The 22,623-nt window shown below is 67.5% G+C and carries 24 protein-coding genes; 15 read left to right on the plus strand and 9 right to left on the minus strand.

Annotated features, from left to right (window positions below):
• Nucleotides 1-19 precede the first annotated feature (19 nt).
• The 5 genes from AU193_RS18690 to ribD are packed head-to-tail and all read left to right on the plus strand — an operon-like array spanning nucleotide 20 to nucleotide 4,588.
• Nucleotides 20-556 carry a LemA family protein gene (locus AU193_RS18690; RefSeq protein WP_064423877.1) on the plus strand — a complete coding sequence of 179 codons (537 nt, stop codon included), beginning with the start codon at nucleotides 20-22 and terminating at the stop codon, nucleotides 554-556.
• A 41-nt stretch (nucleotides 557-597) separates the two neighbouring features.
• Nucleotides 598-1,527, plus strand: coding sequence for a methionyl-tRNA formyltransferase (fmt, locus tag AU193_RS18695; RefSeq protein WP_064423878.1), 930 nt, complete (start codon nucleotides 598-600; stop codon nucleotides 1,525-1,527).
• A gap of 7 nt (nucleotides 1,528-1,534) precedes the next feature.
• Nucleotides 1,535-2,908 (plus strand): RsmB/NOP family class I SAM-dependent RNA methyltransferase, encoded by a 1,374-nt coding sequence (locus AU193_RS18700; protein ID WP_064423879.1) that lies wholly within the window; start codon nucleotides 1,535-1,537, stop codon nucleotides 2,906-2,908.
• Between the two features lie 4 nt (nucleotides 2,909-2,912).
• Nucleotides 2,913-3,590: a ribulose-phosphate 3-epimerase gene (gene rpe / locus AU193_RS18705; RefSeq protein ID WP_064406030.1), complete on the plus strand. Its 678-nt coding sequence runs from the start codon at nucleotides 2,913-2,915 to the stop codon at nucleotides 3,588-3,590.
• On the plus strand, nucleotides 3,587-4,588 hold the full coding sequence (ribD, locus tag AU193_RS18710) for a bifunctional diaminohydroxyphosphoribosylaminopyrimidine deaminase/5-amino-6-(5-phosphoribosylamino)uracil reductase RibD (protein WP_064423880.1): 1,002 nt from the start codon (nucleotides 3,587-3,589) through the stop codon (nucleotides 4,586-4,588). The genes rpe and ribD overlap by 4 nt, the downstream gene beginning before the upstream one ends.
• On the opposite strand, the gene AU193_RS18715 is transcribed toward ribD, so the two are convergent.
• Genes AU193_RS18715 through AU193_RS18725 form a run of 3 tightly spaced genes read right to left on the minus strand, consistent with a single transcriptional unit; the run spans nucleotide 4,575 to nucleotide 7,266 of the window.
• Complete coding sequence (locus AU193_RS18715) at nucleotides 4,575-5,609, minus strand: ATP-binding cassette domain-containing protein (protein WP_064423881.1); 1,035 nt, start codon at nucleotides 5,607-5,609, stop codon at nucleotides 4,575-4,577. The two genes, ribD and AU193_RS18715, sit on opposite strands and share 14 nt — an antisense overlap.
• A 5-nt stretch (nucleotides 5,610-5,614) precedes the next feature.
• Complete coding sequence (locus AU193_RS18720) at nucleotides 5,615-6,664, minus strand: ABC transporter permease (RefSeq protein WP_064423882.1); 1,050 nt, start codon at nucleotides 6,662-6,664, stop codon at nucleotides 5,615-5,617.
• A gap of 47 nt (nucleotides 6,665-6,711) precedes the next feature.
• On the minus strand, nucleotides 6,712-7,266 hold the full coding sequence (locus AU193_RS18725; RefSeq protein ID WP_172798358.1) for a type 1 glutamine amidotransferase domain-containing protein: 555 nt from the start codon (nucleotides 7,264-7,266) through the stop codon (nucleotides 6,712-6,714).
• Nucleotides 7,267-7,438: 172 nt separating this feature from the next.
• Between AU193_RS18725 and AU193_RS23405 the strand changes: the two genes are divergently transcribed.
• The gene (locus tag AU193_RS23405) at nucleotides 7,439-7,600 is read left to right on the plus strand and encodes a hypothetical protein (RefSeq protein WP_172798354.1); all 162 of its coding nucleotides are present in this window, start codon (nucleotides 7,439-7,441) and stop codon (nucleotides 7,598-7,600) included.
• A gap of 19 nt (nucleotides 7,601-7,619) precedes the next feature.
• Here the strand turns inward: AU193_RS23405 and AU193_RS18730 are convergent, their stop codons facing one another.
• Nucleotides 7,620-9,203 (minus strand): MFS transporter, encoded by a 1,584-nt coding sequence (locus AU193_RS18730; RefSeq protein WP_064423883.1) that lies wholly within the window; start codon nucleotides 9,201-9,203, stop codon nucleotides 7,620-7,622.
• Complete coding sequence (locus AU193_RS18735; RefSeq protein WP_064424046.1) at nucleotides 9,203-9,907, minus strand: LppX_LprAFG lipoprotein; 705 nt, start codon at nucleotides 9,905-9,907, stop codon at nucleotides 9,203-9,205. Before AU193_RS18735 ends, AU193_RS18730 begins: the two co-directional genes overlap by 1 nt.
• Nucleotides 9,908-10,010: 103 nt before the next feature.
• Between AU193_RS18735 and AU193_RS18740 the strand changes: the two genes are divergently transcribed.
• Nucleotides 10,011-10,610, plus strand: coding sequence for a riboflavin synthase (locus AU193_RS18740; protein WP_064423884.1), 600 nt, complete (start codon nucleotides 10,011-10,013; stop codon nucleotides 10,608-10,610).
• A gap of 37 nt (nucleotides 10,611-10,647) precedes the next feature.
• Here the strand turns inward: AU193_RS18740 and AU193_RS18745 are convergent, their stop codons facing one another.
• Nucleotides 10,648-10,980 carry a hypothetical protein gene (locus AU193_RS18745; protein WP_064423885.1) on the minus strand — a complete coding sequence of 111 codons (333 nt, stop codon included), beginning with the start codon at nucleotides 10,978-10,980 and terminating at the stop codon, nucleotides 10,648-10,650.
• Between the two features lie 176 nt (nucleotides 10,981-11,156).
• Between AU193_RS18745 and AU193_RS18750 the strand changes: the two genes are divergently transcribed.
• The 3 genes from AU193_RS18750 to AU193_RS18760 are packed head-to-tail and all read left to right on the plus strand — an operon-like array spanning nucleotide 11,157 to nucleotide 13,398.
• A complete protein-coding gene (locus AU193_RS18750) occupies nucleotides 11,157-12,476 on the plus strand; it encodes a bifunctional 3,4-dihydroxy-2-butanone-4-phosphate synthase/GTP cyclohydrolase II (RefSeq protein ID WP_064424047.1) in 1,320 nt (439 codons plus the stop codon).
• A complete protein-coding gene (ribH, locus tag AU193_RS18755) occupies nucleotides 12,473-12,952 on the plus strand; it encodes a 6,7-dimethyl-8-ribityllumazine synthase (protein ID WP_064423886.1) in 480 nt (159 codons plus the stop codon). Before AU193_RS18750 ends, ribH begins: the two co-directional genes overlap by 4 nt.
• On the plus strand, nucleotides 12,949-13,398 hold the full coding sequence (locus AU193_RS18760; protein ID WP_064423887.1) for a PH domain-containing protein: 450 nt from the start codon (nucleotides 12,949-12,951) through the stop codon (nucleotides 13,396-13,398). The genes ribH and AU193_RS18760 overlap by 4 nt, the downstream gene beginning before the upstream one ends.
• Here AU193_RS18760 and AU193_RS18765 read toward each other — a convergent pair.
• Nucleotides 13,385-13,852: a GNAT family N-acetyltransferase gene (locus AU193_RS18765; protein WP_064423888.1), complete on the minus strand. Its 468-nt coding sequence runs from the start codon at nucleotides 13,850-13,852 to the stop codon at nucleotides 13,385-13,387. The two genes, AU193_RS18760 and AU193_RS18765, sit on opposite strands and share 14 nt — an antisense overlap.
• Nucleotides 13,849-15,828: a gamma-glutamyltransferase family protein gene (locus AU193_RS18770; protein ID WP_082683055.1), complete on the minus strand. Its 1,980-nt coding sequence runs from the start codon at nucleotides 15,826-15,828 to the stop codon at nucleotides 13,849-13,851. The genes AU193_RS18765 and AU193_RS18770 overlap by 4 nt, the downstream gene beginning before the upstream one ends.
• A 53-nt stretch (nucleotides 15,829-15,881) precedes the next feature.
• Between AU193_RS18770 and uvrC the strand changes: the two genes are divergently transcribed.
• From uvrC to AU193_RS18800, 5 genes are all read left to right on the plus strand, one after another.
• Entirely contained in the window at nucleotides 15,882-17,876 is a 1,995-nt protein-coding gene (gene uvrC / locus AU193_RS18775; RefSeq protein ID WP_064423889.1) for an excinuclease ABC subunit UvrC, read from the plus strand.
• Between the two features lie 11 nt (nucleotides 17,877-17,887).
• Nucleotides 17,888-18,787 (plus strand): RNase adapter RapZ, encoded by a 900-nt coding sequence (gene rapZ / locus AU193_RS18780; RefSeq protein ID WP_172798359.1) that lies wholly within the window; start codon nucleotides 17,888-17,890, stop codon nucleotides 18,785-18,787.
• On the plus strand, nucleotides 18,784-19,821 hold the full coding sequence (gene yvcK, locus AU193_RS18785) for a uridine diphosphate-N-acetylglucosamine-binding protein YvcK (RefSeq protein ID WP_064423891.1): 1,038 nt from the start codon (nucleotides 18,784-18,786) through the stop codon (nucleotides 19,819-19,821). Before rapZ ends, yvcK begins: the two co-directional genes overlap by 4 nt.
• The gene (gene whiA / locus AU193_RS18790; protein WP_156425300.1) at nucleotides 19,818-20,795 is read left to right on the plus strand and encodes a DNA-binding protein WhiA; all 978 of its coding nucleotides are present in this window, start codon (nucleotides 19,818-19,820) and stop codon (nucleotides 20,793-20,795) included. Before yvcK ends, whiA begins: the two co-directional genes overlap by 4 nt.
• 700 nt (nucleotides 20,796-21,495) lie before the next feature.
• A complete protein-coding gene (locus tag AU193_RS18800; RefSeq protein WP_064424049.1) occupies nucleotides 21,496-22,203 on the plus strand; it encodes an ABC transporter substrate-binding protein in 708 nt (235 codons plus the stop codon).
• 12 nt (nucleotides 22,204-22,215) lie between these two features.
• On the opposite strand, the gene AU193_RS18805 is transcribed toward AU193_RS18800, so the two are convergent.
• Nucleotides 22,216-22,461 carry a hypothetical protein gene (locus AU193_RS18805; protein WP_064423894.1) on the minus strand — a complete coding sequence of 82 codons (246 nt, stop codon included), beginning with the start codon at nucleotides 22,459-22,461 and terminating at the stop codon, nucleotides 22,216-22,218.
• Nucleotides 22,462-22,623 lie beyond the last annotated feature (162 nt).

The following is a 22,623-nucleotide window of genomic DNA, read 5'->3' on the forward strand; positions in this document are numbered from 1 at the left end:
GAGGGGGAGGGGGCGGCTCATGGTGACGCTGCTACTGGTGATCGCGCTGCTGCTGGCGGTGGTGGCGTTCACCGTCTTCGTCGTCGGCTACAACAAGCTGCGCTCGGCCGACGTACGCGTTGCCGAGGCGCTGAGCGGTATCGACGTCGAGCTGACCCGTCGCGCCTCGCTGATCCCGAGTCTGGTGCACACCGTGCAGACCTTCGCCGCGCACGAGAAGGGCATCCTCGACCATGTCACCACCGCGCGTGCCGCGCTGACCTCCGCCACCTCCGGCAAGTCGGTGGCTCAACGGAGCGCCGCTGAGAAGCAACTCGACACCGCGCTGGCCCCGCTTTTGGCGCTCGGCCAGAACTACCCGCAGCTGAACTCGTCGAACAACTTCCTGAATCTGCAGGAGAACCTCACCGATAGCGAGAACAAACTCGCCTTCGCGCGGCAGTACTACAACGACTCGGTCGCAACGCTGAACCGGTTGATCACCACGATCCCGTGGATGTTCGTCGCACCGATGACCGGTGTGTCAGAACGCGAGTACTACCAGACCCGGCGCTGAGCACCCGACGTCGTCACCGGTGCCGTCACTAGACTGACGCGGTGCGCATCGTCTTCGCCGGCACCCCGGAGCCCGCCCTGCCGTCGCTGCGCCGTCTGATCGAATCGCCACGTCACGACGTCGTCGCGGTACTGACGCGCCCGGATGCGCCGTCGGGTCGGCGCGGCAAGCCGACACCATCGCCGGTCGCGCGGCTGGCGCTTGAGAACGACATCCCGCTGTTGCGGCCGGCGAAGCCGAACTCCGACGAGTTCATCGCCGAACTGAGCGAGCTGGCACCGGAATGCTGCGCGGTGGTCGCCTACGGCGCCCTGCTCAGCGAGCGACTGCTGGCCGTGCCCGAACGCGGCTGGGTGAACCTGCACTTCTCGGTGCTGCCCGCCTGGCGCGGAGCCGCGCCGGTGCAGGCGGCGATCGCCGCGGGGGACACCGTGACCGGCGCGACGACGTTCCTCATCGAACCCGCCCTCGACAGCGGTCCCGTCTACGGCGTCGTCACCGAATGCATCCGGCCGACGGACACCGCCGGTGATCTCCTTGAGCGACTGTCGATTTCAGGTGCGGAGCTGCTCGACCGCACGCTCGACGGAATTGCCGACGGCATCCTGACGCCGGTACCGCAGCCGGCGGAGGGCGTGACGATCGCTCCCAAGATCACCGTCGATGAGGCGCGGGTGCGGTGGGACCTGCCCGCCCACGTCGTCGAGCGACGGATCCGCGCGGTCACGCCGAATCCCGGCGCGTGGACGATGATTGCGGACCTTCGGGTCAAACTGGGTCCGGTCACGGTCGACGGGGCTTCCCAGAAGCTGACGCCCGGCGCGCTCCGCGTCAGCCGCGACGGGGTGCGGGTCGGCACCGCGTCCGACCCCGTGCTGCTCGGGCTGATCCAGCCACCCGGCAAGAAGCTCATGAACGCGGTCGACTGGGCACGCGGCGCCCGGCTCGACGACTCGACACGAGCCGAATGAGAGCCGAATGACCAAGCCGCGCAACAGACATCCGCAACGACGCAAGCCACTGGACCCGGCTCGTCGCGCCGCGTTCGACGTGTTGCGGGCCGTTTCGGACAAAGACGCCTACGCCAACCTCGCCCTACCGGCAATCCTGCGGGAACGCGGCATCAGCGGCCGCGACGCGGCCTTCGCAACCGAACTCGCGTACGGCGCCTGCCGTACCAAGGGACTGCTGGACGCGATCATCAGTCACGCCGCGGACCGCCCTACCGACAGGATCGATCCCGTCCTGCTCGACCTGCTGCGCCTCGGCGCCTATCAGCTGTTGCGCACCCGGGTCGAACAACACGCCGCGGTATCCACCACCGTGGAACAGGCGGGCATCGAGTTCGATTCGGCCCGTGCGGGTTTCGTCAACGGGGTGCTACGCACGATCGCCTCGCGCGACGAGCAGTCGTGGGTCGCGGAACTGGCTCCCGACGCGGCGTCCGACCCCGTCGGACATTCGGCCTTTGTGCACGCGCACCCGCGGTGGGTCGCGCAGTCCTTCGCCGACGCGCTCGGCGCCGACGCCGGTGAACTCGACGCGCTGCTTGCCAGCGACGACGCCCGGCCCGCCGTGCACCTCGCTGCCCGCCCCGGGGCGGTGACCGCGCAGGAGCTGGCCGGGCAGGTCGACGGCAGGGTCGGCCGGTATTCGCCGTACGCGGTGTATCTCGCCGGTGGTGACCCGGGCCGGTTGCAGGCGGTGCGTGACGGTGCCGCGCTGGTGCAGGACGAAGGCAGCCAACTGGTCGCACAGGCACTGACCCTGGCCCCGATCGAGGGTGCCGACGGAGGGCGCTGGCTGGACCTGTGCTCGGGTCCGGGCGGGAAGACCGCCATGCTGGCCGCGTTGGCGCCCGACGGCGCCCGGGTCACCGCCGTGGAGCCCGCAGCCGCGCGCGCCGACCTCGTCGAACAGAACACCCGGGGCCTGCCCGTGGACGTGCTGCGCGTCGACGGTCGCGACCCCGGCGTAGAACCCGGCTTCGACCGGGTGCTCGTGGACGCCCCCTGCACCGGCCTGGGTGCGCTGCGGCGCCGGCCGGAGGCACGGTGGCGGCGCAGGCCCGGCGACGTGCCGCCGCTGGCGAAACTGCAACGCGAACTTCTGGCCTCGGCGATCCGGCTGACGCGGCCGGGCGGGGTGGTGCTCTACGCCACCTGTTCGCCGCACCTGGCCGAGACCGTGGGCGTCGTCTCCGACGCGCTGCGCCGCCACCCCGTGACGGCGCTGGACACCCGGCCGCTGTTCGCGCCGGTGGAGCGTCTCGGTGACGGGCCGCACGTGCAGTTGTGGCCGCACCGCCACGGCACCGATGCGATGTTCGCCGCTGCGCTCAAAGTAGGGTAGGCGCATGGCAGGACCCCTCATCGCGCCGTCAATCCTGGCCGCCGACTTCGCCAGACTCGCCGACGAAGCCGAGGCCGTGCGGGGTGCGGACTGGCTGCACGTCGATGTGATGGACAACCACTTCGTCCCGAACCTGACCATCGGTCAGCCGGTCGTCGAGTCGCTGCTGAAGGTGACCGACATCCCGATGGACTGCCACCTGATGATCGAGAACCCCGATCGGTGGGCGCCGCCGTACGCCGAAGCCGGCGCGTACAACGTCACGTTCCACGCCGAGGCCACCGACAATCCGGTCGGTGTTGCCCGAGACATCCGCGCGGCCGGCGCCAAGGCCGGGCTCTCCGTGAAGCCAGGCACCCCGCTGGAGCCGTATCTGGAGATCCTGCCGGAGTTCGACACGCTGCTGATCATGTCGGTGGAGCCGGGATTCGGCGGTCAGAAATTCATTCCGGAAGTGCTGGTGAAAGTCGGCACAGCCCGGCGACTGGTGGATGCAGGCGAGTTGACGATCGTCGTCGAGATCGACGGCGGTATCAACGCCGACACCATCGAGCAGGCCGCCGAGGCGGGGGTGGACTGCTTCGTCGCGGGTTCGGCCGTCTACAGCGCAGAGGACCCCGCCGCGGCCGTGGAGTCGTTGCGCAGGCAGGCTGCCGCCGCCTCCAAGCATCTGCGGGCATGAATCTCGAAGCCGCGATGCGGCTGGCGATCCACCAGGCCGAGAAGGTCAAGGGCACGACTTACCCCAATCCGCCGGTTGGCGCGGTCATTCTGGACAAAGACGGCGAGGTGGCCGGTGTGGGTGCCACGGAACCTCCCGGTGGACCACACGCCGAGGTGGTCGCCTTGCGTAGGGCAGGTGACCGCGCCGCGGGAGGCACCGCCGTCGTGGCGCTCGAGCCGTGCAATCACCACGGCCGCACACCGCCCTGCGTGGATGCGCTTGTGCGCGCGGGTATTTCGGCGGTCGCATATGCGGTCGCCGACCCGAACCCGATCGCCGCCGGCGGAGCCGCACGGCTCTCCGCGGAGGGGTTGGCCGTGACCGCGGGCGTACTCGCCGAGGCGGTGACGGGCGGACCGCTGCGCGAGTGGCTGCACAAGCAACGCACCGGATCGCCGCATGTGACATGGAAATTCGCGACCAGCGTAGACGGTCGCAGTGCGGCGGCGGACGGCACCAGCCAGTGGATCACCAGCGAAGCCGCCCGCGCGGACGTGCACCGCAGACGTGCTGTCGCCGACGCGATCGTGGTCGGGACCGGGACCGTCTTCGTCGACGATCCGGCGCTGACCGCGCGACTCCCCGATGGCACCCTCGCGGACCGTCAGCCGCTGCGCGTGGTCGTCGGGGAGCGTGAGATCTCGCAGGAGGCAAGGGTTCTCAACGACGACTCACGCACAATGGTCATTCGCACCCACGATCCCCACGAAGTGATCAAAGCGCTGGCCGATCGGACCGACGTGCTGCTCGAGGGTGGCCCCACGTTGGCGGGCGCGTTCTTACGCGCCGGTGTCATCGACCGGATCCTGGCTTATGTCGCGCCCATCCTGCTCGGTGGACCGATCACCGCGGTGGACGACGTCGGTGTGCTGAGCATCGCGCACGCGCAGCGGTGGCGTTTCGACGGCGTCGAGCCGATCGGCCCCGACGTCCTGCTGAGCCTCATTCCGGGGTAGCCAGTTCGCCGCTCAGCGGGCTCTCGTTTAATTCGCCGCTCAGCGGGCGGTGCTCGATGAGGTCGCGAACTCCCGCCATTCCCAACCGTTCTCGAAAAGCCCGCACCGTGTACCCCACGACGGTCGCCTCGGTGCGCGCCTTCGCCGTCGCCGATCGGGGTAGGTGGAACAGCGGCCCGATCTCGCCGAAGTAGTCGCCCTCGGTCGCGAGCTTCAGCAATTCCTCAGCGCCGCCGGACAGTTCGCGCATCATCTCGATCTCACCCCGGTCCACGATGTAGATCAGGTCACCCATGGTGCCCTGTTCGAACAGCACCTGGCCGGCCTTCAGCTCCACAGTCTGCGGCGGGCGGTCGGCGGAGGCAAAGTCGGGCACCATCTCGACGACCCGATCTGCCAGCGGCAGGATCCGGCTGTCGTGCGTCGCGACGACCACCATCTTGGTGCCGGAGGCCAGCTCGCGGATCAGCTTCAGCACCTCCTCGACCTGGATGAAATCCAAATGCGCCGTTGGCTCGTCCGCCAGGATCAGCGGGGGATCGAGCGCGATCGCCCGGGCCACCGCGACCCGCTGCTGCTGACCGCCGCTGAGGTCACCCGGTCGGTGGTCGAGCCGGTCCTCGAGCCCCACCCGGGCCAACAGCTGTTCGGCCCGCTTCCGAGAAGCCCGGCGCGACATGCCCGATGCGCGCAACGGCACCATCACGTTCTCGACCGCGGTGAGGCTGGGCACCAGGTTGAAGGCCTGGAACACGAATCCCACCGTCTCGCGCCGGTATGTCGAAAGCTCGTCGGCGCCAAGCGATGTCACCTCCACATCGCCGAACTTGATCGCACCCGAGGTGGGTTGCAGGATCCCGCCGAGGCACGACAACAGCGTTGTCTTCCCGCAACCGCTGGGGCCCAACAGAATCACCAGTGAGCCGGCTGCGACATCGAGGTTCAGACCGTCGATCGGGCGTACGGTGTGCCCGCCGCTCGTGTATTCCACGACCAGGTTCTGGATCGACAGGTCGCCCACGGGTATCAAGGCCCCCCGAATGCCAGAGCGGGATCGACTGACACCGCGCGACGTAACCCCGCCGCGCTGGCGAGAAGGCCGATCACCACCGCGACCACCGGCAGCGCGACGAAGGCCTCTGTGGGCACGATCACCTGCATGGGGAACAGTGGTCCGAGCAACAGCGACAGCCCGGCGCCGACCAGTGCGGCCAGCAGCGCCACAATCACCGCCTGCAGCGCGAGCCCGGCCATCACCGAGCGGGTCGGCACCCCAATCGCTTTGAACACGGCGAAGTCTCGCAGCCGTTCCAGCGCGGACAGGTAGACAACCGACCCCACGATCAACGCAGCGACGATCCACAGCAGGATCGCCACGATGGTGATGGAGTTGACCGCAACCTTCAACGGGCGCAGCAGATCCTCGATCGCTCCGGCGCGGTCGACCGCCCGATAGCCGTTCGGCACCTGCTGAAGCGAACCGCGGACGCCGATGGAGGCGACCAGTCGCTCACCGCCGTACACCAACTGCTGTGCACCCTCTGTGGTGAGAAACACATTGGGCAGGTTCGCCAATGCGGTCGAGTTCTCCACCAGGCCGACGACACGCAGCGTCTGCGAGGCGATCTCGACCTCATCGCCGACGTTCCGGCCCAAGGTGGTCGACACCGCGACCTCGTCGGGGTTGATTGGCGCACGCCCTTCGACGACGGCCGGCATCCCCGGCCCGCGTTCGGGCGCACCGAAGATGTCGACGTTGCGCGTCGCTCCCTCGACGGTGGCGGTGCCGCCCGCATAGGCCAGGGGAGCGGCGGCCTCGACACCGGGAGCGGCAGCGACACGGCGCAATTCCACCGGCGCGAACGGGGTGGCCCCCACGAACGGTCCCGATGCACCCGCCTTCACGATGAACTGGTCGACACCGAGACTGTCGACGGTCTTCTCGGCCTCGGTCTGGAAACCGTTGGCCAAACCCGTGAGAACCAGCGTCATCCCGAAAATGATCGCCGTCGACAGCACCGCGATGGCGAAACGCCGCCGTCGCCACTGCATGTCGCGCAGCGCGGCGAGGAGCATGTCGGCGACGTTACCCCGACTACCGCGGTCGGCGCGCCGGGTTCGGGCTACTTCGCGAAAGCGCTGACCAACGTGTTGCAGAAAGCGGGCAGGTCATCCGGCTTGCGGCTGGACACCAAAGTGTTTGGCCCACGGGAGCATTCGACGACCTCGTCATCCACCCAGTTGGCCCCGGCATTGACCAGGTCGGTCTTCACGCTGGGCCACGAGGTCAGGGTGCGTCCCCGCACCACGTCCGCCTCGATGAGCGTCCACGGGCCGTGGCAGATCACCGCGACCGGTTTGCCCGCATCGAAGAAGCTCTTCGCGAACGCGACCGCGTCGGCGCTCATGCGCAGATTGTCGGGGTTGGCGACCCCACCGGGCAGCACCAGCGCCGCATAGTCGGACGCCGACACCGAGTCGGCGGACTTCTCGGCATCGAAGGTGTCGGCGGGGGTCAAGTGATTGAACGCCTGGATCTTGCCGACCTCGGTCGACACCAGTTCAGGGGTGCCGCCGGCCTGCTCGACGGCCTTCCACGGCTCGGTCAGCTCAACCTGCTCGACACCTTCAGGAGCAACCAGGAACGCAATCTTTCTGCCATTCAGTGAACTTGCCATGAGCTTTCTCCGTTGAGGTAGACGTGATGGCACGCATACCCCGCGCGTCGAGGAGTCAATCAGCGCGTTCACGCCGGTACACTCGTACCAGACCGGGCCGTGAGCGGCCCGCCGTAATCGCGCCTTCACCGACGATTCGCGCGCTGGTGAGCACGAACAAAGGACGACGACCATGACTGCACTGCAGGACTGGCTCAGCTATCGCCCGATGCACCCCCGGACCCTCGGGGCCTTGATCTGCGACGCCTTCCGGGGTCAGCCCGCACAACCCGCCGAAGAGGTGGCCAAGCCTGCCCAGCCGGCCCTGCTCCGCCCCGGACTCGAGCGCTGTTAGGCGCCGTCGCCGAGCGTTGTCAGGCGCCGTCGGCGCGATCCGGGGGCCCTGCCTCGACCAACTCCGCCGGTTCGTCGGCATGCTCCTGCTTGCCACCGATGAGTAGGCCCAGGAAAGCGCCGATGACGCAGACCGCGACCGTGACGACGAAGATGTCGCCGTACTGCAGCACGTACGCCTCGCGGTAGCGGGTCGCTTCGGCGGCCAGTCGTTCGGCAAGCGTGTTGGCCGGTGGAAAGGGCAGGGTCTGAAGGTACTGGTTGAACCGGTACAGACCCCATGCGGTCAACCCCGCCAAGCCGATCAACATGCCGACCATGCGGGCCACCACCACCGCCGCCGAGGCGATCCCGTGCTGGGCGGCGGGCACCACGCGGAGCGCCGCCGAGGTAAGCGGCCCGATCACCAGGCCGAGACCGAAGCCGGCGATCGCCAGGTCGGTGTCGAGGACAGGCAGGCTGATGAAGCCGAGGTCGTGGTGCGTGGTCAGCACGTCGGCCCGCCAGTTCGAGACCAGCAGATATCCGGCGGCGGCGATCATGAGGCCCACGAATGTGACCACTCGGTCACCGATTCGCGTTGCAAGCCAGCCGCCGATCACGGCACCGATGGGCAGCGCGATCAGGAATCGCAATAGTAGAAGAACGGCATCGGTCTGATTCTTGCCGAGCACACCCTGACCGAACAGTTCGATGTTGACCAGTGTCACCATCAGCGCAGCGCCTGCGCACAGCGACGCGCCCAGTGCAGCCAGGAACGGCCGGAAATGGACACCGGCCGGCTCGATGAGCCGCGTGCGGGCGAACCGCTCCCAGACGAAGAACAGGACGACAGCAACGGCGGCGCCCAATAGCACCGGCGGTCCGTAGCTCGGCAGAATCTTCCGGCCGTCGGGCGCGGGGTTGTACAGGCCGATCACCGTGAGGCCAAGCGCGACGGCGAGCAACACTCCGCCGACGACGTCAACGCGTTCGGGGTTCTCGGGCTTGAGCCGCGCGGGAAGGCTGAAGTGGATCAGCACCATCGCTACCGCTGCCAGCGGCAGGTTGATCCAGAAGACGTCGCGCCAAGTGTTCAGCACCGCGACGACGGCGATGCCGTAGAGCGGGCCCAACACGCTGCCCAGTTCCTGCGCGGCGCCGATGCCGCCCAGGACCGACGCCCGGCTGCGACTGGCCCACAGGTCGGCCGCCAACGCCAGCGTGACCGGCAGCAGCGCGCCGCTGGCCACGCCTTGGATGGTGCGGCCGATCACCATCGGAACGAGGTCGTCCGACATCGCGGTGACGACGGAACCGACCGCGAAGCCGGCCAAACTGAGCTGGAGTATGAATTTGCGGCCGAATCGATCCGAGGCCCGACCGAGCAGCGGCATCGCGGCGATGTACCCCAACAGGTAACAGGTGATGATCGGAGTCACCCGTTGTATCTGGTTTACCGGGATTCTCAGGTCGATGATGATGTCGCTGATGATGGCAACGACGACATAGGTGTCGAGCGCGCCGAGCAGGACGGCGAGGCTACCAGCGCTGATGGCGATCCGACGATTGACCGATTTCGTCGCCGCTGGGCGGTGATGCGTCGCTCGCGCTGAAACCGGCATCAGGCCGCCGGCGGCTTGGTGACCGTCACCGGCTTACCCCACTCCGACATCGCCATGGTGACGCTGCTGTCCGAAGCGGTCTGCAATTTGACCTGGGCCAACTTGTGGTCGCCACCCTCGGCGATCCAGGCCGTAGCGGGCACTGGACCGGACATGCCGAGCTGCGGTGCGATCTTGTTCACTGCATCGGCGCTGACGGTGCCTGTCACGCGGACCGTCTCCACGCCGTTGACCGTTTCGCGGCTTTCGGCCTTCGGGTCGGAGAAGTTGTCCAGCAGGTTGCCCAACCCGGTTTCGGGGTCGAGGATGAGCGAGGCGTCGTAGATATCGACGGCGGGACCGAAGTTCGACAACGCGCCACCCGGGGTCAACGTGGCGTAGAGGTCACCGTCGGCGACCACGAACTCCACACCCTCGAGACGCTGGCCCCCCATCAGAAGGTTGACCTTGCCTTGGGCGGTGAAGGTCGGCGCGTTGCTCAGGTCACCTTCGAGCAACTCGATGGGCAGCTTCTCGATCGTGCCGTCGACCGTCAGCTTCAGATGCGCGCTCGTCTGGTTCTTGGTCGTTTCGCTCGACTGCTTGAGCAGCGTCGCGCCTTCGGGGAGATCCTTCGTGGCTTCCTCCGACCCAGAGGAACAACCCGCGAGCAGGGCAATGGCGGCGACGAGGGCGGCGAAGATCGTCAGGAGACGCGTAGGCATGACTGCATCGTAGAGGGTCCGACCGTCCGGACTCGGCTCGCGGGGCGCAGCCAGGGCGAACGGGGCCGTGCCGGGGTCGGGGCAACCTCGATAGTCTGACGACGTGTTCACCGGAATCGTCGAAGAGGTCGGTGAGGTCGTCGGCAAAGAGGATCTCGGCGATTTCGCCCGCCTCGCCATCCGTGGGCCCCTTGTGACATCGGACGCGCGCCACGGTGACTCGATCGCGGTGAACGGCGTCTGCCTCACCGTCGTCGAGGTGCGGCCGGACGGTGTGTTCACCACCGATGTCATCGGCGAGACGCTGAACCGGTCGAGCCTTGGGCGTCTCGGGATCGGCAGCGGGGTCAACCTCGAGCGTGCGGCGGCGGTGAACAGCCGCCTTGGTGGGCACATCGTCCAGGGCCACGTCGACGACACCGGGCACGTCATAGCGCGCACGCCCTCGGAGCGCTGGGAAGTGGTGCGCATCGCGCTTCCGACCGCGCTGTCGCGCTATGTGGTCGAGAAGGGGTCGATCACCGTCGACGGGGTGTCGCTGACGGTATCCGGTCTCGGGCACGACTGGTTCGAGGTGTCGCTGATTCCGACGACGCTCGACCTCACGACGCTCGGACGTGCCGAGGTCGGCGCGCTGGTCAATCTCGAGGTGGATGTGATCGCCAAATACGTCGAGCGGCTGCTCTCTCCGCAAAGCGATTGACCGAGCGCCACTTTCGCGCCGCCGTCCTATTCAGCGACTAGTAGGCGAGTGGTCCCGCGGGCGGACGTAATTGCTGGATGAAGCCGAAGAAGTCGCTGACCTCAGTGGCGGTCGGGACGAACTCGGTGAAGAACCGGTCGACCGCCCCCATCTGGTCGGGCGGGGCCACGGTTCTGGGCACGTACTGCCGCCACATGCCTTCGAGCACTCCGACCGCTGGGATCACGTCGGAAGCGGTGGTGGCGGGCCCCGGCGTCCAGGTGTCGGTCGGCTCGGCGGAAGCGGGCACGGCGGCAAGAAAGTAACCGGAGGCGGCCACAGCGCATGTGGCCAGCAGCAGCCGCGGGGCGTTGAGACGTGACGAATTCATATGAGTCCCCTTGAGCGTGACCAGGAAACGTAGCGTAGACATCGGTCGGCTCAGCCGAATTGCTATTCCGAAAATACACCGGTCCCCTCAAGGCCGGGCCGCTTCAAGACGATGGTAAACGCCCAGCTCAGCGGCCTGGCAATAAGATTTAGACCCTGGTGGTTCATACTGATGTGGTGACGAGGCTTGACACTGTTGAGCGTGCGGTGGCCGACATCGCCGCGGGCAAGGCCGTCGTCGTGATCGACGATGAGGATCGCGAGAACGAGGGCGACCTCATCTTCGCCGCCGAGAAGGCGACACCGGAGCTGGTCGCGTTCATGGTCCGTTACACCTCGGGTTACCTCTGCGTCCCGCTGGACGGTGCGATCTGCGACAAGCTGGGCCTGCTGCCGATGTATGCGGTCAATCAGGACAAGCACGGCACCGCCTACACCGTCACGGTGGACGCGAAAAATGGTGTGGGAACGGGTATTTCGGCCGCGGACCGCGCGACGACGATGAGGCTGCTCGCGGATCCGTCAAGCGTCGCCGACGATTTCACGAAGCCGGGCCACGTCGTACCGCTGAGGGCGAAGGACGGAGGCGTGCTGCGCCGTCCCGGCCACACCGAGGCCGCCGTCGACCTGGCGCGACTCGCCGGGCTGCAGCCGGCCGGTGCGATCTGCGAAATCGTCAGCCAGAAAGACGAAGGCTCGATGGCGCAGACCGACGAGCTGCGTATCTTCGCCGACGAACACGACCTCGCGCTGATCTCGATCGCCGACCTGATCGAGTGGCGGCGCAAGCACGAGAAGCACATCGAGCGCATCGCCGAGGCCCGGATACCGACCCGGCACGGCGAATTCCGCGCCGTCGGCTACACCAGCATCTACGACGACGTGGAGCATGTTGCACTGGTCAAGGGTGATATCGCAGGCCCGACCAGCGACGGCCACGACGTATTGGTACGCGTGCACTCCGAATGCCTCACCGGTGATGTGTTCGGCTCTCAGCGCTGCGACTGCGGCCCCCAGCTCGACGCGGCAATGGCGATGGTCGCCCGCGAGGGCCGCGGCGTGGTGTTGTACATGCGCGGTCACGAAGGCCGGGGCATCGGCCTCATGCACAAGCTGCAGGCCTACCAACTGCAGGACGCCGGTGACGACACCGTGGACGCGAACCTCAAGCTCGGCCTGCCCGCCGACGCGCGTGATTACGGCATCGGCGCGCAGATCCTAGTCGATTTGGGCGTGCGCTCGATGCGGTTGCTGACCAACAACCCGGCCAAGCGGGTCGGGCTCGACGGTTACGGGCTGCACATCATCGAACGCGTGCCGCTGCCGGTGCGGGCGAACAAAGAGAACATCCGCTACCTGATGACCAAGCGTGACCGGATGGGTCACGATCTGAGCGGTCTGGACGCCTATCACGAGGCCACCACCATGGCCGACTACGACGAAGGCGTTTACCTGCTCGGTGACCGCAGGCCGACCGATCTCGGCGGAGCCCTGTGAGTGGTACGGGCGTACCCGATCTTCCCGACATCGACGGATCGGGGCTCAAGCTCGCCGTCGTGGCCAGCACCTGGCACGAAACCATCTGCGACGCGCTGCTCGACGGCGCGCTCAAGGTCGCTGCGGGCGCAGGGGTCGAGAACCCGACGGTCGTGCGGGTGCTGGGCGCCATCGAGATACCCGTTGTAGCGCAGGCGCTGGCGGCCAACCATGACGCGGTCGTCGCGTTGGGTGTGGTGATCCGCGGGGCGACACCGCATTTCGACTACGTGTGTGATGCGGTGACGCAGGGCTTGACCCGGGTGTCGCTGGATGCGTCGACGCCGGTGGCCAACGGCGTGCTGACCACCAACACCGAACAGCAAGCGCTCGACAGGGCCGGCCTGCCGTCGTCGTCCGAAGACAAGGGCGCCCAGGCGGCGGCTGCCGCGCTGTCGACCGCGCTGACGTTGCGTGACCTGCGTTCTGGCTCATGACCGACTGGGATGTCGAGATACGCCCCCATTTGGCACCGTATTTCGCTTACGGCGCCGCGGCGCTGATTCTCGGCGCGCATGTCACGGTCGGCGCTTTGCTGAAGATCGGTTCGACCGGAGTGATCTTCCGGACCGCCGATCAGGTGGCTATCGCGCTGCTGGGAGTCGTCATCGCCGCGGTCGTTCTGATGTTCGCCCGGCCCCGGCTGCGGGTCGGCGCATCGGGTGTGGCAGTGCGGAACCTCCTCGGTGACAAGACGATCCCGTGGTCGGACGTGGTCGACATCTCTTTTCCGCGGGGCGCGCGGTGGGCCCGCGTGGATCTGCCAGACTACGAGTATATTCCGGTCATGGCGATCCAGGCCGTCGACAAGGGGCGCGCCGTCGATGCGATGGACCGCGTCCGCGACGTCCTCGAGCGCTACAAGGGCCTCAACTCACGCTGAGTGACATCGCGAGTTCAGTGGGTGCGGAAGTGGTTTGGTCGTCTGCGACGCTGAACCCGACGCTCTCGTACACCTGACGAGCCGCCGCATTGTCCGTCGCCACCCGCAGCCGAACTGTGTGCACATTGCTGGTGCGCGCCCAGTCGAGCGCCGCGGCGACCAATCGCCGCGCCAGGCCACGACCGCGTGCCGCCGGTTCCAGCCACAGCGAGTACAGATAAACGGTCTCGGTGTTCTCCTGCTGCGCCCCGATCATGCCGACTGGACGGTCACCGTCGAGCGCGACGAATTGCGCATGCTCGCGTAGCCGCCGCCGCCACTGCGCTGCGGTGAAGGCCGCCTCGTCTCGGTAACTCGGATCGTTCTCACCCAGCGAATCGGCCAGGGCCCTCAACCGCATGGCGGCGAAAGCCTGCCAATCGGTTTCGCCGAGCCGGACAACGCATTCGTTCATCGGGCGTCGCCCATGACCAACCCTTCCCGGCGGGGATCTGCACCCCCGATGAGACCTGTGTCGTCTCGGGTGATCACCGACAGGCCGCTCGATTGGTCGGCCAGATCCACCTGATGGCCGAGTGCTCGCAACCCCCGCACGAGTGGGTCACGGTTTCCAGCCGATCCTGGTGGGCCGGAGGTGTCGATGCTCGGATGCTCGCCGCCGACATTGGTCTTCGGCGTGTTTGCGGCGCCGAAGTCGACCATCGACACCGCCTGCTGCGGGTCGAGGCCCCAATCCACCATCCCCACAATTGTTTTCGTCACGAACTGGATGATCACCGCACCCCCTGGCGAACCCAACACCGCATAGAGGCGTCCGCGCTCTGCGGGCCGGCCCCGTGCCTGGTCGAAGATCAGTGTCGGCGCCATCGTGCTGCGCGGTCGCTTACCGGGCTGGATCCGGTTCGCCACCGGTACCCCGTCGGGGCCGGTCGGCTCGGCCGAGAAGTCCGTGAGCTGGTTGTTGAGGACGAACCCGTCGACCATGTGGAACGAGCCGAATGCCGATTCGACAGTGGTGGTCAACGATGCGGCGTTGCCCTGTGAGTCGACGATGCTGACCTGGCTGGTGCCGTGTTCCGGGACGGGTGGTGCGGGGCTGGTCGGAGGGCCGAACTCGCCGGGTTCCGCGGTGCCCATGCTGTGCTGCTCGGAGATCAGCGCCGCGCGTCCAGCGAGGTAGTCACTGCCGAGGAGGGTGTCGGGTGAGCCGCCCGGCAGCGGCACGAAATCGGTGTCGGCGACGTACTTGTCGCGGTCGGCATACGCCAGTCGTTCCGCCTCCGAAACGATGTGGACGCCCATGACCGACGGTCGGCCGCCGTTGAGGTCGACGTCACCGGGTTCGTGATCGGCCATCGGGAAGTGTTCGAGAATGCCGAGCGTCGCCAGGACGGCGATGCCGCCCGACGACGGCGGCGGCATCCCGCAGACCTCCCGCCCGCGGTACGGCCTGCACAGCGGCTCCCGTTCCTTGACCGTGTAGCCGGCGAGGTCTTCGACGGTCATCAGGCTGGGGGTCCGGCCACCGGAGCCGTCGGCCGCGGCGGCGACGATGTCGCGGGCGATGGCGCCGGTGTAGAACGACGCGGGGTCGGTTGCGATGACGCCCAACGTCTTCGAGTACGCCGGGTTGGTCAGCCGGGTGCCCTCCGTCTTGGGGCTGCCATCGGCGTTGAGGAAGTATTCGGCGGCTTGGGGATCGCGCTTGAGCTCGGTCGCCGCGTCGTCGATGGCCGCGGCAAGCCTCGGACTTATGTCGAAGCCGTCGTCGGCCATCCTGACCGCGGGGGCGAACAGATCGCGCCAGCCCGTCTTGCCATGATCGGCGTGGACCTCGGTGAGCATCCGCAGGATTCCGGGCACACCGATCGAACGTCCCGAGGCCCTGGCGTCCGGCTTGGGTTCGGCCCGATCGCTCTCGGAAACCCAGCGCAGATAGTTCTCCGTGGCCGCGGCCGGCGCGATCTCGCGACCGTCGTAGGCCCGTACCTCCCCGGAGGCGGCGTCGAAGTAGAGCAGGAAGCCGCCGCCGCCGAGTCCGGACGCCTGCGGCTCGACCAGGCCGAGGACGGTCTGGGCGGTGACGAGTGCGTCCGCGGCGGTGCCGCCGTCGCGAAGCACCTCGCACGCGGCTTGGGTGGCCAGCGGATTCGCGGTGACCACTGAATAGCTGCCGGTTCGCACCGGCGTCATGTCGCTGCGGTAGCCCGTGGCGACCTCAGGATTGAGGGCGATGTCGCGGGAGGTCGGCAGCGACCCTGACCCTGGAGGGGGTGCGGCGGTGGTCTTGACCACCGGGGTGCCGTTCTGCACGATCGCGCATGGTTCTGCGGCTTCGGATTCGGCGGCGTCGTCCGTCGAGCAGCCGGCAAACATGAGCACCAACCCGGTCAGCGGGGCCATCACCTTGGTCAGTGAAGGGATCCGCATCACTCGACGGTAGTGGATCGGGGCGGTCGGAAGGCGGCAGTAACCTGGATTCCGTGCCCGATCCATCGACGTACCGACCCGCTCCGGGGTCCATTCCCGTCGAACCGGGCGTCTACCGATTCCGTGACCCGCACGGCAGGGTGATCTATGTCGGCAAGGCCAAGAGCCTGCGCAGCCGGTTGAACTCCTACTTCGCCGACGTCGCGAACCTGGCGCCGCGCACCCGCCAGATGGTGATGGCCGCGGGCAGCGTCGAGTGGACAGTGGCCAACACCGAAGTCGAGGCGCTGCAGCTCGAATACAACTGGATCAAGGAGTTCGATCCGCGATTCAACATCAGGTACCGCGACGACAAGTCGTACCCGGTTCTTGCGGTCACGCTCAACGAGGAGTACCCGCGGCTGATGGTGTATCGCGGGGCGCGGCGCAAGGGGGTCCGCTACTTCGGGCCCTACTCGCATGCGTGGGCCATCCGCGAAACCCTCGACCTCCTCACGCGAGTGTTCCCCGCACGAACCTGCTCGGCGGGAGTGTTCAAGCGGCACAGGCAGATCGACCGACCCTGCCTGTTGGGCTACATCGACAAGTGCTCGGCGCCGTGCATCGGTCGGGTCAGCGCCGACGAGCACCGCCAGATTGTCCTCGACTTCTGTGACTTCCTGGCCGGCAAGACCGACCGGCTGGTCCGCGATCTGGAACACCAGATGAACGAGGCCGCCGAGGAACTGGACTTCGAGAGGGCCGCACGCCTGCGCGACGACATCGGCGCTCTGAAACGGGCGCTGGAGAAGCAGGCGGTCGTGTTCGGCGACGGCACCGATGCCGACGTGGTCGCGTTCGCCGACGACGAACTCGAAGCGGCGGTGCAGGTCTTCCACGTGCGTGGCGGCCGGGTGCGCGGCCAGCGCGGCTGGATCGTCGAGAAGTCCGGTGAGCCCGGCGAATCAAGCGAGGAACGCTTGGTGGAACAGTTCCTGACGCAGTTCTACGGCGATCAGGCCGACCTGGGCGGCGCCAGTGACGGTGGCGGGGACGAGGCGACCAATCCCGTGCCGCGCCAGGTGCTGGTTCCGTGCCTGCCGAGCAACTCCGACGAGTTGGCGTCCTGGCTCAGCCAGCTGCGGGGGTCCCGCGTGTCGTTGCGCGTGCCGCAGCGCGGCGACAAGCGTGCCCTCGCCGAGACCGTCCGCCGCAATGCGCAGGATGCGCTCACCCAGCACAAGCTCAAGCGTGCCGGTGATTTCACCGCGAGAAGCGCTTCCCTGCAGAGCATTCAGGATGCGCTGGGACTTGCCGAGGCGCCGTTGCGCATCGAGTGTGTCGACATCAGCCACGTGCAGGGCACCGATGTGGTGGCCTCGCTGGTGGTCTTCGAGGACGGCTTGCCGCGCAAGTCCGACTACCGCCATTACGCGATCCGGGAGGCCGCGGGCGAGGGCCGCTCCGACGACGTCGCGTCGATCGCCGAGGTGACCAGGCGCCGTTTCTACCGTCACCTGCACGACATCCAGCACCCGACAGAGCTTGCACCCGAAGGAAAGTCACGCAAGTTCGCCTATCCGCCCAACCTGTTCGTCGTCGACGGCGGTGCGCCACAGGTCAACGCGGCACAAGCGGTGCTCGACGAACTGGGTGTCACCGACGTGGCGGTGATCGGCTTGGCCAAGCGGTTGGAGGAGGTGTGGGTTCCGTCCGAACCCGACCCGCTGATCATGCCGCGCAACAGCGAGGGGCTCTACCTCCTGCAGCGCGTACGTGACGAGGCGCACCGGTTCGCGATCGCCTACCACCGCAGCAAGCGTTCCAAGCGGATGACCGCCTCGGCGCTGGACTCGATTCCGGGGCTCGGCGAGCATCGCCGCAAAGCGCTGGTCACCCACTTCGGCTCGGTGGCCCGTTTGAAGGAGGCGTCGATCGAGGAGATCACCGCGGTACCGGGTATCGGCGTCGCCACCGCCCGTGCGGTGCTCGACGCGCTCGGCGTACCGTCCGAAAGCGACGCACCTGAGGCGGCGATCGGCAATGATCAGAGCAGGGTATCGGGATGACGGACCAGGGAATGCACGAGGATCTTCGGGACGAGGCCGGCGCCGACTCCGGCATCGACGTGGTTCTCGTCACCGGCCTTTCGGGAGCGGGCCGGGGCACCGCGGCCAAGGTGCTCGAGGATCTGGGGTGGTATGTCGCCGACAATCTGCCCCCGGAGCTCATCGCGCAGATGGTCGACTTGGGACTTGCCGCCGGATCGCGGATCACCCAACTGGCGGTGGTGATGGACGTGCGGTCGCGCGGTTTCACCGGCGACCTGGACTGGGTGCGTAACGACCTCGCCACCCGCAACATCGCCCCGCGGGTGCTGTTCCTCGAGGCCTCGGACGAGAGCCTGGTGCGCCGGTATGAGCAGAACCGTCGGAGCCACCCGCTGCAAGGCAATCAGACTCTGGCAGAAGGCATTGCGGCCGAGCGTGCGCTGTTGGCCCCGGTGCGTGCGACGGCCGATCTTGTGATCGACACCTCGGCGATGTCGGTGCCGGCACTGCGGGAGAGCATCGAACGCGCCTTCGGCGGTGAGGCCGTCGCCCACACGAACGTCACGGTCGAGTCGTTCGGGTACAAGTACGGGTTGCCGATGGACGCCGACACCGTGATGGACGTCCGGTTTCTGCCGAACCCGCACTGGGTAGACGATCTGCGCCCGCACACCGGGCAGCATCCCGCGGTCCGCGACTACGTTCTCGGGCAGTCGGGTGCAGGCGATTTCCTGGAGACCTATCATCGGCTGCTCGACGTCGTCATCGACGGATACCGTCGCGAGGGGAAGCGATATATGACCGTCGCCATCGGATGCACCGGCGGCAAACACCGAAGCGTGGCGATCGCCGAGGCGCTGGCGGCGCGGCTGCAGGGCGGTGATGACCTGACGGTGCGGGTGCTGCACCGGGATCTGGGTCGCGAATGACTTCCTCTGATTCGCGGCTCGCCGCGGTGCGGATCGTTGCACTCGGTGGTGGGCACGGACTCTATGCGACCTTGTCGGCGGCACGCCGGCTGACCCCGCACGTGACGGCCATCGTCACGGTCGCCGACGACGGCGGCTCGTCAGGCCGACTCCGCAACGAGCTCGACGTCGTGCCTCCCGGTGACCTTCGAATGGCGTTGGCGGCGTTGGCATCCGACAGTCCACACGGCCGCCTGTGGGCGACGATCATCCAGCACCGGTTCGGAGGCAGCGGGGCGCTGGCCGGACACCCGATCGGCAACCTGCTGCTCGCGGGACTCAGCGAGGTCTTGGCCGACCCGGTCGCCGCGCTCGACGAACTTGGCCGGATCCTCGGCGTGAAGGGTCGGGTGCTGCCGATGTGTCCGATGGGCCTTGGCATCGAGGCCGACGTGGCGGGTCTGGAATCCGACCCGCGCATGAGCCGGGTGATCCGCGGTCAGGTGGCGATCGCCACGACCGTGGGCAAGGTCCGGCGCGTGCGGCTGTTGCCCGGCGATCCGCCCGCCACCCGGCAGGCTGTCGACGCGATCATGGCAGCCGACCTGGTGGTGCTGGGCCCCGGTTCGTGGTTCACCAGCGTCATCCCGCATGTACTGGTTCCCGGGCTTGCGGCGGCGCTGCAGGCGACCGCGGCGCGGCGGGCGCTGGTGCTCAACCTGGTGGCCGAACCGGGGGAGACGGCGGGCTTCTCGGTCGAGCGACACATCCATGTGCTGTCGCAGCATGCCCCCGATTTCACCGTGCACGACATCGTCGTCGATGCGAGCCGCGTGCCCAGCGAGCGTGAGCGTGAACAACTACGTCGGACCGCGAACATCCTTCGTGCTCAAGTTCAGTTTGCTGACGTGTCCAGACCTGGTACACCTTTACATGACCCGGCGCGCTTGGCAGCGGCGTTGGAAGGTGTGCGTCTCCGCGGCGCCACCGCCCCGGCGCCCGCAGTGCCCACGTCGACAGCGAATGGACCGAGAGGTGACGACCCGTGGCGATGACAGCCGAGGTCAAGGATGAGTTGAGTCGGCTGGTCGTCAATTCGGTCAGTGCTCGACGCGCCGAGGTGGCCTCCCTGCTGCGGTTCGCCGGCGGACTGCACATCGTTTCGGGCCGCGTCGTCGTCGAGGCGGAGGTCGATCTCGGCATCATCGCCCGGCGGCTGCGCAAGGACATCTACGACCTGTACGGCTACAACGCGTCGGTGCACGTCGTATCGGCCAGCGGAATCCGCAAGAGCACCCGGTATCTGGTTCGGGTGGCCAAAGACGGCGAAGCCTTGGCCAGGCAGACCGGTCTGCTCGATCTGCGGGGTCGTCCGGTGCGTGGGCTACCGGCACAGGTGGTCGGCGGCAGCGTGGCCGACGCCGAAGCAGCCTGGCGCGGAGCGTTTCTGGCGCATGGGTCGCTCACCGAACCGGGGCGGTCGTCGGCCTTGGAAGTCAGCTGCCCGGGTCCTGAGGCGGCGCTGGCACTTGTCGGCGCCGCCCGTAGGTTGGGGGTCAGCGCGAAAGCACGCGAGGTCCGCGGAACGGACCGGGTGGTGGTGCGCGACGGCGAGGCGATCGGCGCCCTGTTGACGCGGATGGGTGCGCAGGACACCAGGCTGACTTGGGAAGAGCGGCGGATGCGTCGCGAGGTGCGGGCCACGGCCAACCGGCTGGCCAACTTCGACGACGCCAACTTGCGGCGCTCGGCGCGCGCGGCCGTCGCCGCGGCCGCACGCGTGGAACGGGCGCTGGAGATTCTCGGCGACACGGTGCCCGATCATCTCGCCGCGGCGGGCAAGCTGCGTGTCGAGCACCGGCAGGCGTCGCTCGAGGAGTTGGGCCGGCTCGCCGATCCGCCGATGACGAAAGACGCTGTGGCGGGCCGTATTCGGCGGTTGCTGTCCATGGCCGACCGCAAGGCCAAGCAGGACGGCATCCCCGACACCGAGTCAGCCGTCACCCCGGACTTGCTCGAAGACGCTTGACCTGCCGGCATTTATATCTTGCCCCGTCACCCGCTCTGACACCGTCTCGGCCATGACCTGGCCGGGAGAAGGGCGATATCCTTTGGACGAACTCACTTCGCTGGTCAGGGCGGCCCGCCGACTCCGAGTCGCATCGGCGGCCAGCCCTCGAAGGTCCTCGCCGGCCATGATGATTCCGCCGGGTAAGACGAGGTGTCGTAATTGTGGAGGGCGGGGTCGAGGTCCCAATCACGCGATTCTTGAGGGACATCGTCTGCTCCGAATGTTCCGTCCTCGTCGAGGATCCCGAATGCGTCGGCGGCGGCGGTGCCCGCACCGTAAAGAAGGCCCAAGCCTAGCCCGAGCGCCAGACCGACAGCAGCGACAAGCATCTTCGTCGTGCCAGCGGCATCTGTCCGTTTACTTGTGACCGTCCTTCTCATTTCCGCTCCCCCCATTTGAATATGCCCGGAAATCGACGTGAGCGTGGTTTCTCATCATGCGCCCCGCGCCCTGGCCAGCGCAATACCCGTGAATTCGAGCCAACATACTTTGAAGCGGCAAATACATCTGCCATGCAATCGAGGCCGGCGGCCGGATGCCTGCCATGACTACGGCGGTTACGCGATGTTTCGGCCGCTACCTGCTCGACGACGCGGAGAGTCGACCCCAAAGCGTCTGTGCTGTCACGAAACTCGACACCGACGGCTACGGTGAGGCCATGGAGACGCTGAGGGTGGGCATGGCGATGCCCGATCCACCGTTCAACGCGATGCCCGACGGCGGTGGCCTCGACGTCGACCTGATGCATGCTCTGAGTGAGAAGATCGGCGCCACAGTGGATTTCAAGCCCTACGAGGGGCACGACTTCGAGGGCATCTTCGACGCACTGGGATCGGACTATGACTGCGTCCCCGCCGGGACCGTCACACCGGAGCGCGAGGAGAAGGCGACGTTCCTGCCCCCGTACCTCATCTCCGGTCAGGCGTTGGCCGTCGACACCCGCCGGTTGCCGCGCGTCACATCGATCGATGGTCTCGATGGTCTGACCGTCGGCGTGAAACGGGGCGACACCAGTCGGCCGATCGCCGAGCGTCTCGTCCATGACGGCAAGGCCGGCGCCGTCCGCAGCTATGACTACGGCTCGATCCACGACGCGTTGACCGACCTCGCCTCGGGCGACTGCGATGCCTTGATGACGCTTGCACCGACGCTGACCGAACTGGTCAGACAGGTCCCCGGAATCGAGGTCGTTCAGCGGGGCATCACCGTGGAGGACATCGCGATCGCCGTTCCGCTGGGTGATCAAGCGCTTCTGAGCCGACTCACCGTCGCGCAGGCGGAGTTAGAAGCCGACGGCACCCTGCAACGGATCCGTCGCAAATGGCTCGGCAACCCGTATGCGGATCAGAACCTCGCGGTGCGCTAACGACTCTCGCCGCTATTCGTCGCGCGCCTTCTGCAGCGCCGCCGCACCGGCCGCATGTCGGTGCTGTTCGGCAGCGGCCAGATGTGCCCGCCGCGCCCTGACGTGAGCCACCGACGCACGGTTCTGGGCGCGGTCGACATCGGCCGCATCCACCCGTCCGCCCGCCTGCAGACGGGCGTTGAGGTCGCGCAGTTCGGCTGCCCGTTCCGCAGCTGCCACCCCGGCGTCGCCGAGGAAACGCGGGTCGTCGACCGTCATGCACGAAGTATCGCGCCTCGGGCCGCGTATCGGCAGGGACGAAGGTCACCGGTGTGCCTCGCAGAAGTCCCCGGCGCTGACGGCAGGCCGATCGTGGCTGACCAGGTGGCACGTGGCCGCTATCACACCACTAGGCTGGCGGTCGAGCACTACACGTCGAGG

Origin of the sequence: Mycobacterium sp. GA-1285, from assembly GCF_001499905.1 — a bacterium.
Taxonomy (GTDB): Bacteria; Actinomycetota; Actinomycetes; order Mycobacteriales; family Mycobacteriaceae; genus Mycobacterium.

Bases quoted from the DNA above. Each gene is read 5' to 3' on its own strand.
- AU193_RS18700 (WP_064423879.1), top strand. From the start codon at position 1,535: ATGACCAAGCCGCGCAACAGACATCCGCAACGACGCAAGCCACTGGAC.
- AU193_RS18765 (WP_064423888.1), bottom strand. From the start codon at position 13,852: ATGAACGAATGCGTTGTCCGGCTCGGCGAAACCGATTGGCAGGCTTTC.
- AU193_RS18735 (WP_064424046.1), bottom strand. From the start codon at position 9,907: ATGCCTACGCGTCTCCTGACGATCTTCGCCGCCCTCGTCGCCGCCATT.
- AU193_RS23405 (WP_172798354.1), top strand. From the start codon at position 7,439: ATGACTGCACTGCAGGACTGGCTCAGCTATCGCCCGATGCACCCCCGG.
- AU193_RS18745 (WP_064423885.1), bottom strand. From the start codon at position 10,980: ATGAATTCGTCACGTCTCAACGCCCCGCGGCTGCTGCTGGCCACATGC.
- whiA (WP_156425300.1), top strand. From the start codon at position 19,818: ATGACAGCCGAGGTCAAGGATGAGTTGAGTCGGCTGGTCGTCAATTCG.
- AU193_RS18730 (WP_064423883.1), bottom strand. From the start codon at position 9,203: ATGCCGGTTTCAGCGCGAGCGACGCATCACCGCCCAGCGGCGACGAAA.
- AU193_RS18720 (WP_064423882.1), bottom strand. From the start codon at position 6,664: ATGCTCCTCGCCGCGCTGCGCGACATGCAGTGGCGACGGCGGCGTTTC.
- AU193_RS18805 (WP_064423894.1), bottom strand. From the start codon at position 22,461: ATGACGGTCGACGACCCGCGTTTCCTCGGCGACGCCGGGGTGGCAGCT.
- rpe (WP_064406030.1), top strand. From the start codon at position 2,913: ATGGCAGGACCCCTCATCGCGCCGTCAATCCTGGCCGCCGACTTCGCC.
- AU193_RS18725 (WP_172798358.1), bottom strand. From the start codon at position 7,266: ATGGCAAGTTCACTGAATGGCAGAAAGATTGCGTTCCTGGTTGCTCCT.
- AU193_RS18770 (WP_082683055.1), bottom strand. From the start codon at position 15,828: ATGCGGATCCCTTCACTGACCAAGGTGATGGCCCCGCTGACCGGGTTG.
- rapZ (WP_172798359.1), top strand. From the start codon at position 17,888: ATGCACGAGGATCTTCGGGACGAGGCCGGCGCCGACTCCGGCATCGAC.
- AU193_RS18690 (WP_064423877.1), top strand. From the start codon at position 20: ATGGTGACGCTGCTACTGGTGATCGCGCTGCTGCTGGCGGTGGTGGCG.
- AU193_RS18760 (WP_064423887.1), top strand. From the start codon at position 12,949: ATGACCGACTGGGATGTCGAGATACGCCCCCATTTGGCACCGTATTTC.
- ribD (WP_064423880.1), top strand. From the start codon at position 3,587: ATGAATCTCGAAGCCGCGATGCGGCTGGCGATCCACCAGGCCGAGAAG.
- yvcK (WP_064423891.1), top strand. From the start codon at position 18,784: ATGACTTCCTCTGATTCGCGGCTCGCCGCGGTGCGGATCGTTGCACTC.
- AU193_RS18800 (WP_064424049.1), top strand. From the start codon at position 21,496: ATGGAGACGCTGAGGGTGGGCATGGCGATGCCCGATCCACCGTTCAAC.